At 63.2% G+C, this 9,301-nt stretch carries 11 protein-coding genes; all 11 read right to left on the reverse strand.

The features are described 5' to 3' along the window. Positions 1–758, reverse strand: a 758-nt coding sequence (locus tag EOB59_RS36655; RefSeq protein ID WP_245486734.1) for a LysM peptidoglycan-binding domain-containing protein, incomplete at its 3' end; no start/stop codon positions are given. 202 nt (positions 759–960) lie between these two features. Further along, positions 961–1,620: a protein-L-isoaspartate(D-aspartate) O-methyltransferase gene (locus tag EOB59_RS24685; RefSeq protein ID WP_128289445.1), complete on the reverse strand. Its 660-nt coding sequence runs from the start codon at positions 1,618–1,620 to the stop codon at positions 961–963. Continuing rightward, positions 1,617–2,375 (reverse strand): 5'/3'-nucleotidase SurE, encoded by a 759-nt coding sequence (gene surE / locus EOB59_RS24690; RefSeq protein ID WP_023812184.1) that lies wholly within the window; start codon positions 2,373–2,375, stop codon positions 1,617–1,619. Before surE ends, EOB59_RS24685 begins: the two co-directional genes overlap by 4 nt. Then, positions 2,375–3,679, reverse strand: coding sequence for a serine--tRNA ligase (gene serS, locus EOB59_RS24695; protein ID WP_127380881.1), 1,305 nt, complete (start codon positions 3,677–3,679; stop codon positions 2,375–2,377). The genes surE and serS overlap by 1 nt, the downstream gene beginning before the upstream one ends. Before the next feature lie 196 nt (positions 3,680–3,875). Continuing rightward, positions 3,876–4,751: a twin-arginine translocase subunit TatC gene (gene tatC, locus EOB59_RS24700; RefSeq protein ID WP_127320714.1), complete on the reverse strand. Its 876-nt coding sequence runs from the start codon at positions 4,749–4,751 to the stop codon at positions 3,876–3,878. After that, positions 4,748–5,548, reverse strand: coding sequence for a Sec-independent protein translocase protein TatB (tatB, locus tag EOB59_RS24705; protein ID WP_128289446.1), 801 nt, complete (start codon positions 5,546–5,548; stop codon positions 4,748–4,750). The genes tatC and tatB overlap by 4 nt, the downstream gene beginning before the upstream one ends. 29 nt (positions 5,549–5,577) lie before the next feature. After that, positions 5,578–5,799, reverse strand: coding sequence for a twin-arginine translocase TatA/TatE family subunit (locus EOB59_RS24710; RefSeq protein ID WP_023812188.1), 222 nt, complete (start codon positions 5,797–5,799; stop codon positions 5,578–5,580). Between the two features lie 169 nt (positions 5,800–5,968). Beyond that, on the reverse strand, positions 5,969–6,733 hold the full coding sequence (gene scpB / locus EOB59_RS24715; protein ID WP_128289447.1) for an SMC-Scp complex subunit ScpB: 765 nt from the start codon (positions 6,731–6,733) through the stop codon (positions 5,969–5,971). Next, positions 6,730–7,530 (reverse strand): ScpA family protein, encoded by an 801-nt coding sequence (locus EOB59_RS24720; protein WP_050596706.1) that lies wholly within the window; start codon positions 7,528–7,530, stop codon positions 6,730–6,732. Before EOB59_RS24720 ends, scpB begins: the two co-directional genes overlap by 4 nt. Positions 7,531–7,590: 60 nt before the next feature. Next, positions 7,591–8,610, reverse strand: a complete 1,020-nt coding sequence (gene nagZ / locus EOB59_RS24725) for a beta-N-acetylhexosaminidase (protein WP_128289448.1) — start codon at positions 8,608–8,610, stop codon at positions 7,591–7,593. A gap of 131 nt (positions 8,611–8,741) precedes the next feature. After that, the coding region (locus EOB59_RS24730; RefSeq protein ID WP_206622069.1) for an SPOR domain-containing protein at positions 8,742–9,301 on the reverse strand (560 nt) is incomplete at its 5' end.

Raw genomic sequence — 9,301 nt, forward strand, 5'->3', positions numbered from 1 at the left:
GTGTCGACCTGAGCGGTGGATTTGCCCTCCCTAGGCTTCGGCTGCTGCGGCAGGACGGCGACCTTGTCCGGCGCAGTGGCCGGCAGGTTGTGCTTGGTGTCTTTCGCCGGCTTGGCATCCGCGAGCTTCGGCTCGCTCTTGCTCGAATAGGCGTAGGCCGGGATGACCAGCTTCTGGCCGGTCTTCAGCCCCTTGGTCGCGCTCAGCCCGTTGACCTTCATGATCACGTCGGACGGAACCTTGTAGCGCTGCGCCAGGCCGCCGATCGTTTCGCCGTCCCTGACGACGATCTCGGTTGCATGCGGAGTGCCGGAAGCAGCCACGCGGGGTTCGTCAGGTTGCGAAACCTTGAAAGGCGATGCCACCGGGGCGACGGTGCCGGTCGTGGTCCTGTCGACATGCGGTGCGGGGGCCAATGCGGTGCGCACCGGCTTCGATACCGGCGCCACTTCGGGAGCCTGGGCAACGGGCGGAGGCAGCGGCCGCGTCGAGACCGGATCGAGGCTGGAGCGGCTGACCGACTGTGTATGGCTGCCATCGATCGGAGCGGCGGCGACATCGCCCGGATAAGGCTGCTGTACGGCATCCTGCTTGTTGATGATGGTGCGCTGATTGTTGGTCGAGGATGTAAAGACGTCGTCGACGCCATTGAACCGCGAAACCTGGGAACTGCACCCCGCAGCAGCACCCGCGACCATCAGTATGGCGCAGCCTCGCGCCAGATTGCGACCGCTTGTCTTCAAAACACTGAGTTGCATCGCACTAACCCGCACATACCCGGTACAAACTAGGCATGATTAAAGCGCGTTAATGTTACTCGACGGTTAACCCCATGGAATCCGGCGCAATTTTTCTTAAAATATTAGAGAGCGAGCCCAGGGGAGATTTTCAGGTCATGCCGGCCGGGGCCGAAGACGGGCGCGCACCCGACGCGGCGCGGCCTGATCATCGGCATACGCGCTAGATGATAGCGGCGACACCGCGCAGGATCGGCTGCAGGCGAACGAGGCCGATGTCTTCACGCTCGAAGCGGCTGCCGACCTTGGTCAGCTTGGCCAGCACCTGTTCGCCCTCTTCGGGGCCGATCGGCGCGATGACGATGCCGCCGCTCGACAATTGGTCGAGCAGGAAACGCGGCAGGCTGTCGAAGGACGCCCATGCAACGATGCGATCGTACGGCCCTTCATTCGGCAGGCCACCGGAACCATCGGCGTGGCGCACGATGACATTGCCGATGCCGAGCGCCTCGAAGCGCTGCCTAGCCTGCTCGGCGAGCGTCTTGTAGCGATCGGTGGTGATGACCCGCGCCGCCAGCCGCGACATCACCGCCGAGGTGTAGCCCGAACCGGTACCGATCTCGAGCACGCGGTTGCCCTGCTCGATAGCGAGCGCCGCGATCACCGCCGCCTGCATATCGGCACCTTCGATCGCCTCGCCGCATTCGATCGGCAGCATTCGGTCCGACCAGGCGATCTGATGGAACTGGGCCGCCAGGAAGCCGCGCCGCGGCGTCGCCTCGAAGGCCGCGATCAGCGCTTTCGGTACAGTCCCCCGACCGCGCAGACGCAGCAGAAAGGCGGCAAAACCTTCGCGGTCATCGATCGGGAGGCCCTGGTTCATGCAAGCGCCTTGCTCAATTGGTCACGGATTTCATGCGCGGTCAGATCGAGCTGCAGCGGCGTCACCGACACCAGCCTGTTGCGCAAGGCGTAGAGATCGGTGCCTTGCTTGCCCTCGACCGGCTCGCCGCCGAAGCGCAGCCAGTAGTATGGCAGGCCGCGCCCGTCGCGGCGCTCGTCGACCCACAGGGAGTGCACGAGCTTGCCTTGCGTGGTGACCACCGTGCCGGCGACCTCTTCGGGCGTGCAATTGGGAAAATTGACGTTGAGCAGCACGCCGTCCGGCAACGGCGTCGCGACAAGCTTCTTCAGCAGCGCCGGCGCCAGCACCTCTGTCGTCTCGTAGGGCACGACGCGATCTTCGCCGACATAGCTGTAGCCCTGGCTGAGCGCGATCGAGCGGATACCGAGCAGCGCGCCTTCCATGGCGCCGGCGACGGTGCCCGAATACGTGACGTCATCGGCGATATTGGCGCCCGAATTGATGCCGGACAGGATCAGGTCGGGTGCGCCAGGCAGGATTTTCTTGACGCCCATGATGACGCAATCCGTCGGCGTGCCGCGCACGGCGAAATGCTTCTCGCCGATCTTGCGCAGCCGCAGCGGCTCCGAGATCGACAGCGAATGCGCGTAGCCGGACTGGTCCTGCTCGGGCGCCACCACCCAGACATCGTCGGACAGCGTGCGCGCGACGCGTTCGAGCGACGCCAGGCCCTCGGCATGAATGCCGTCGTCATTGGTCAGGAGGATACGCATTATTTCGCTTCGATCTTTTCCAGGCCGCCCATGTAAGGCCGCAGCACTTCAGGAATGGTTACGCTGCCATCCTCGTTCTGGTAGTTTTCGATGACGGCGATGAGCGCGCGGCCAATGGCTGTGCCCGAGCCGTTGAGGGTGTGGACGAAGCGGTTGCCCTTGCCGTCTCTGTCCTTGTAGCGCGCGTCCATGCGGCGCGCCTGGAAATCGCCGCACACCGAGCAGGACGAGATCTCACGATAGGCGTTCTGGCCGGGCAACCAGACCTCGATATCGTAGGTCTTGCGCGCGCCAAACCCCATGTCGCCGGTGCACAGCGTCATGGTGCGGAACGGCAGGCCGAGCCGCTTCAGCACTTCCTCGGCGCATTGCGTCATCCGCTCGTGCTCGGCAAGTGACGACTCCTGATCGGTGATCGACACCAGCTCGACCTTGTAGAACTGATGCTGGCGCAGCATGCCGCGCGTGTCGCGCCCGGCCGAACCCGCTTCCGAGCGGAAGCACGGCGTCAGCGCGGTATAGCGCAGCGGCAGTTTTTCATGCGCGGTGATTTCTTCACGCACAAGGTTGGTGAGTGGGACCTCGGCGGTGGGAATCAGGCCAAGCCTGCCCTCCCCGTGCGGCGCGAAGAACAGATCTTCCTCGAACTTCGGCAATTGGTTGGTGCCGAACAGAACATCGTCCTTGACCATCAACGGCGGGATGACTTCTTCGTAGCCATGTTCGGTCGTATGCAGGTCCAGCATGAACTGGCCGAGCGCACGTTCCATCCGGGCCAGTCCGCTTTTCAGCACCGTAAAGCGCGAGCCCGACAGCTTTGCCGCGCGCTCGAAATCCATCATGCCGAGCGCTTCGCCGATCTCAAAATGCTCCTTCACCCAGTTCGGCCGCGTCGGCACCTTGCCGACGAGGTGCTTGACGACATTGTCGTGCTCGTCCTTGCCGACAGGCACGTCGTCGAACGGCACATTGGGCAGCACCGCCAGCGCATCGGTCAGCGCCTTGTCGAGCTCGCGTTCGCGCGCCTCGCCGTTCTGGATGAAGACCTTGATCTCGCCGACTTCGGCTTTCAGCTTCTCGGCCAAGGCGGCATCGCCCGAACGCATGGCGTTGCCGATCTCCTTCGACGCGGCATTACGGCGCTCCTGCTTGGTCTGCAGCTCGGTGACGTGCTCGCGCCGGGCCTCGTCCGAGGCGATCAGCCCGTCGACCATGGACTGCGCCTCACCGGCCGACCACGAGCGCTTCACCAGCGCCTCGACAAGGGCCTTCGGGTTGTCGCGAATCCATTTGATGTCAAGCATGGTTTGAAACGCTCCTGGGTAGCATGTCGCCCAAAAGTGCACAGCGATTTGGGACAACGACATGCTCAAAACAAAACTGAAACGCATCGCTTTGAGCGCGATGCGTTTCAGCCAGAGGGCGTAAACCGCATCCGAGATCGATGCAAGAGGACGGGGCGACGACTGTGTTTTTCCGCCGCTGCAGCCGCTCTGTCGCCTATGAGGAGGCAGGTGCCGGGGGCTCGTCCGGTGCTTTGTCCGCCACCTCTTCCGCCGCGTCCTGCTTCTCGCGTGCCACGCGCTGCTTTTCCCGATCGCGCTCGATCAGCCGGGCAGCCCAGATGGACACCTCGTAGAGAAGGATGGTCGGGATGGCCAGGCCGATCTGACTCATCGGATCGGGCGGCGTCAGTATCGCCGCGACGACGAAGGCAATGACGATCGCCCATTTGCGCTTCTCGGCCAGTCCCTTGGACGAGAGCATGCCGACCCGTGTCATCAGGCTGGTCACCACCGGCAGCTGGAACACCAGGCCGAAGGAGAAGATCAGCGTCATGATCAGGCTGAGATATTCCGACACCTTCGGCAGCAGCGAAATCTGCACCTGATCGTCGGTGCCGGCCTGCTGCATGGCGAGGAAGAACCACATCACCATCGGCGTGAAGAAGAAATAGACCAGCGATGCGCCCATCAGGAACAGGATCGGCGATGCGATCAGGAACGGCAGGAAGGCGTTGCGCTCGTTCTTGTACAGGCCGGGCGCGATGAACTTGTAGATCTGCGTGGCGATCAGCGGAAAGGCGATCACCATGCCGCCGAACATGGCGAGCTTGACCTGGGTGAAGAAGAATTCCTGTGGCGCCGTGTAGATCAGCTCGACCTTGTGCGGATCGAGCCCTGCCCACTGCGTCGCCCATTTGAACGGCACGACCAGGAGGTTGAACAGTTTCTTGGCGAAGAAGAAACAGACCAGGAAGGCAACGAAGAAGCCGCCCAGCGACCAGATCAGCCGCCGGCGCAACTCGATCAGATGCTCCATCAGCGGCGCGGACGATTTCTCGATTTCGTCCTTTTCGGTGTCCGAAACGCTCACTTGGCGGCTCCCGCCGTCTTCTTGGCCACCGGCTTCTTCACCGCTGCAAGCTTCGGTTCGGCTTTCGCCCCCATCTTGGTCGCTACAGTCTTGGTCGCCACGGCTTTGGCCGCGACAGCCTTGGCCTCAGCGGGCGTCTTGGCCCTGGGCGCTTCAGGCTGTGCCGCCGTCATGGCCTTCGCCTGCGTCTTGGACGCAGACGCTGCCTTCGCGGCAACCTTTGCACCATTTGCCGAAGCTTTTGCAGCCGGCGTCGCTTTTGCCGGTGCAGGCTTGATTAGTTTCTTCGCCGCGGACGCCTTCGGCGCCGCAACGGGTTCCGCCGGCGCTGACGAGGTCACCACCGATTCGTCGGTCATTGCCGGAAAAACCGGCGCTGCTGGCGCTGCTCCCGGCCCGTTGACGCCAGGCATGGTCGTTGCACCGTTCTTCAACGGCTCGGCCGCTTGCGGGGTCGAAGCGACAGAGCTTGCCGGATCGGCTGCCGGCTTCGGCTTCATCGCCGCATCGACGCCGGAGCGAACGTCGGCCGCGGCCTGTTCGAACGGATTGAGCTGCTTCCTGATCTCAGCCATCGGGCTCATGCCCCTGAGCTCGTCGACGGACTTCTTGACGTCGTCGAGCTCGGCTTCCTTCAGCGCCTCGTTGAACTGTTTCTGGAAATCGGACGCCATGGCGCGCAGCTTCGCCGTCGTGCGGCCGAAGGTGCGCAGCATATTGGGCAAATCCTTGGGTCCGACGACCACGATCATGACGATCGCGATGACCAGCATTTCGGTCCAGCCGACTTCAAACATGGCACTCTGTTCCGACTAGAACCTTGGGCTCAGCTCTTGCTGGCTTTTTCCTTCGCGGCCGCAACGGTCTCGTCGGCACGATGTTCGACGGTGCGCTTGTCTTCGGCAACCTCGTCGTCGGCCATGCCCTTCTTGAAGCTCTTGATGCCCTTGGCCATATCGCCCATCAGCTCGGGAATCTTGCCGCGGCCGAACACCAAAAGCACGATCACCAGCACGATCAGCCAATGCCAAATCGAAAATGAACCCATAGCAAATCTCTCTCGAATGTTTTCCCTGGCGATGATCTATGCGTTTTCGCGTTGGGATTCAAACACAACTGCGACAGAGTTTATGAAAGGGTGACGGATGTCACGCATTTTCGACGGGAACGCCCGCTACGAATCCGCGCATCCTCATCAAGTTGGCCGCCAATGCCAGTCAATCTTCCGTGACGCGCGGCGTCAGCAGGCCGAGTTCCTCGAGATCGATGTCGGTCAGCGCATCCTCGTCGTCGGTCAATGCGTCGGGATCGGCCGGCGGCTGCGGAATGGAGAAATTCGACGGCATGCGGCCCGAAAGCAGTCCAGCCCCCTTCAGTTCCTCCATGCCAGGAAGATCGCGGATCTCTTCCAGCGCGAAATGGTCGAGGAAGGTCTCCGTCGTGCCGTAGGTCACAGGGCGTCCGGGCGTCTTTCGCCGGCCGCGCATGCGCACCCATTCCGTTTCCAGCAGCGTGTCGAGCGTACCTTTCGAGGTTTCGACGCCGCGGATATCCTCGATCTCGGCACGCGTCACCGGCTGGTGATAGGCAATGATCGCCAGCACTTCGAGAGCCGCGCGGGAGAGCTTCCTTTGCTGGACGGTATCGCGGCTCATCAGGAAAGCCAGGTCGCCGGCGGTGCGGAACGCCCAGGCGTCGCCGACACGCACCAGATTGACGCCGCGCCGCGCATAGATCTGCTGCAGCTCGGCCATGGCCAGGGCAATGTTGATGCCGTCAGGCAGGCGTGCCGCGAGCTGCTTTTCGCTGACGGGTTCGGCGCTGGCGAACACGATCGCCTCGGCCATGCGCACGGCCTCGGCCAGATGCAGCCGCTCGGCCGGGTTCTGTAGCTGCTCGGCCGGATCCCGGGAAAGCGACTCCTCTTCGGGTACATCGCCGACCTTGAACGGGACAACCGAAGCGTTGGCGCTTTCGCTCATGATGCCACCTCGACTGCCTTGATTGCCTGCGTGCGGCCGCGCAGGTAGATCGGCGCGAACGTCTGATCCTGCCGCACGTCCATCGTGCCGTCGCGCACCAGTTCCAATGTTGCCGCAAACGAACTGGCGATTGCCGTGCGCCGCTCCTCGGGGCTGGTCATGTATGCGATCAGAAAACTTTCCAGCGCCGTCCAGTCGCTTGCAGCCCCGACCAGGCGGGTCAGGATGTCGCGCGCATCCTTGAGCGACCAGACACCGCGCCTGGCGATCGTCACATTGTTGATCGCCTGCTTCTGGCGTTGCTGGGCATAGGCGGTCAAGAGATCGTAGAGCGAGGCCGAATAGGCGTTACGCTTTTCGACGATGACCATTTCCGGCATGCCGCGCGCGAACACATCGCGGCCGAGCCGGTTGCGGTTGACCAGACGCGCCGAGGCGTCGCGCATGGCTTCCAACCGCTTCAGGCGGAACTGCAGCACCGCCGCCAGTTCCTCACCGCTTTCGCCCTCGTCGCCGGGTTGCTTGGGGATCAGGAGCTTGGACTTGAGGAATGCCAGCCACGCCGCCATCACCAGATAGTCGGCGGCAAGCTCCAGCCTGAGCGCCCTCGCCGTCTCGACAAAGGTCAGATACTGCTCGACCAGCGCCAGGATCGAAATGCGAGCCAGATCGACCTTCTGGGTGCGGGCAAGATGCAGCAGCAGGTCGAGCGGACCTTCGAAGCCCGCCACGTCGACAACCAGCGACGGGTCGCCGGTAACGCGTGAATCGTCATTCTCGGCCCACAGACGGTCCATCGGTGCGGCCTTCGAGGCCTTGCTTTCCAATGTCTCCGCCACTCAGTCACTTTCCCTTTGCTATGCCACCGCATCGAAGTAGGTGGCGAATTCGGCACGTATTTCGGTTTCTTTGACCGTGTCACGGTTCTTTATATAGGTCAGCGCCCGCTTGGCGCGCTCCAACGACGTGCCCTCAAGCCCCGTGGTACGCGATGCGATGCCGGCCATCTCCTCGAAAACGCCGTTGCAGTGAAGGACCAGATCGCAGCCCGCCGCAAGGATCGATGCCGCCTTTGTCGGGAAATCCCCAGAAAGTGCCTTCATCGAGGTGTCGTCGCTCATCAGCAGTCCGTCGAAGCCGATTTCGCGCCGGATGATCTCGTCGATGACCTTGCCGGAGGTAGTCGCCGGATTGGTGGGGTCGATCGCGCTGTAGACGACATGGGCTGTCATCGCCATCGGCAGATGGCTAAGCTCCTTGAACGGGGCGAAATCATGCCGCTGCAGATCGCTGAGCGAGGCATTGACCACCGGCAGTTCGAAATGCGTGTCGGCAAAGGCACGTCCATGGCCCGGAATATGCTTCATGACCGGCAGCACGCCGCCCGACATCAGCCCTTCCGCGGCTGCGCGGCCGAGCTCGATCACCGGTCGCGGATCCTTGCCATAGGCCCGCGCGCCGATGACATCGCTGGCGCCTTCGATCGGCACGTCGAGCACCGGCAGGCAATCGGCTGTGATGCCGTAGCGCAGCAGGTCGAAGGCATGCAGCCGCGCCATCAGCCAGGCCGCGCGGGCGCCGGCATCATGATCGTCGCGCCACAGCGCGCCGAGCGCGCCACCGGCGGGATAGTTCGGTGCCAGCGGCGGTCGCAAGCGCTGCACACGGCCGCCTTCCTGATCGATGAACACCAGCGCGTCCGGACGCCCTATGCAGTCCCGCATCTCGGCGACCAGATCGCGGATCTGTTCGGTCTCGCCAATGTTGCGCGCAAACAGGATGAAGGCCCACGGGCATTCATTGCGATAGAAATTGATTTCTTCGCGGGTAAGCGATTTCCCGGCACAGCCGAGGATCATGGATTTTGATTCGGTCATGTCGGCAGTTTAGGGCTTTGTGCGATCAAAGGGAATCGCCAGGGATTCATCCGGGACAACGCCGGATCTGCTTTCCCCATGAAAAAAGCCGGCGCGATGGACCGCGCCGGCTTTTGATGGTCGGCTCCGCTTTAGCGCGAGACGAAGCAGTTGCCGCCGGCGGCCTTGTAGCTGGTGCACAAATTGATCGCGTCATTGCGTGACTGGGCCGGAACGCGCACGCGGTAGAACGTGCCTTTGCCGGCGATCTCGGCCTTGACGATGTTGGCGGTACGCCCGGCAAGCACACTGCCATAGCGGCGCTGCAGATCCTGATAGCTGGACTGGGCGCTTTCGACGGTCGGCTGCGAGGCGATCTGCATCGACCACGAGCCACCGCCGGCCGCGGTCGATGCCGGATCTATGGACGCAACCTGATCGGGCTTGACCTCGCCGACAACATCGACCGGCTGGTCGGACGGACGCTGCGGCGCGAGCGGAACCTTTGCCGGCGTGTTCGCCGATTGGGCCTCGGCTTTCTGCTTGGCGACCGGCTTGAGGGCCGGCTCGTCGTCCGCCTGGGCGGCGGCAGGCGCCACGGTGCCGGTCTGGTCCGCGTCGGCTTGAGCCGCCGGAGCAACATGCTGCGGCGCCGGATCGACCGGCTCGGTGGCGGCCACTAGCGGAGCGGCGGGCGCCGCCGGATCTTCAC

Source organism: Mesorhizobium sp. M7A.F.Ca.MR.176.00.0.0 (assembly GCF_004023165.1).
Taxonomy (GTDB): Bacteria; Pseudomonadota; Alphaproteobacteria; order Rhizobiales; family Rhizobiaceae; genus Mesorhizobium.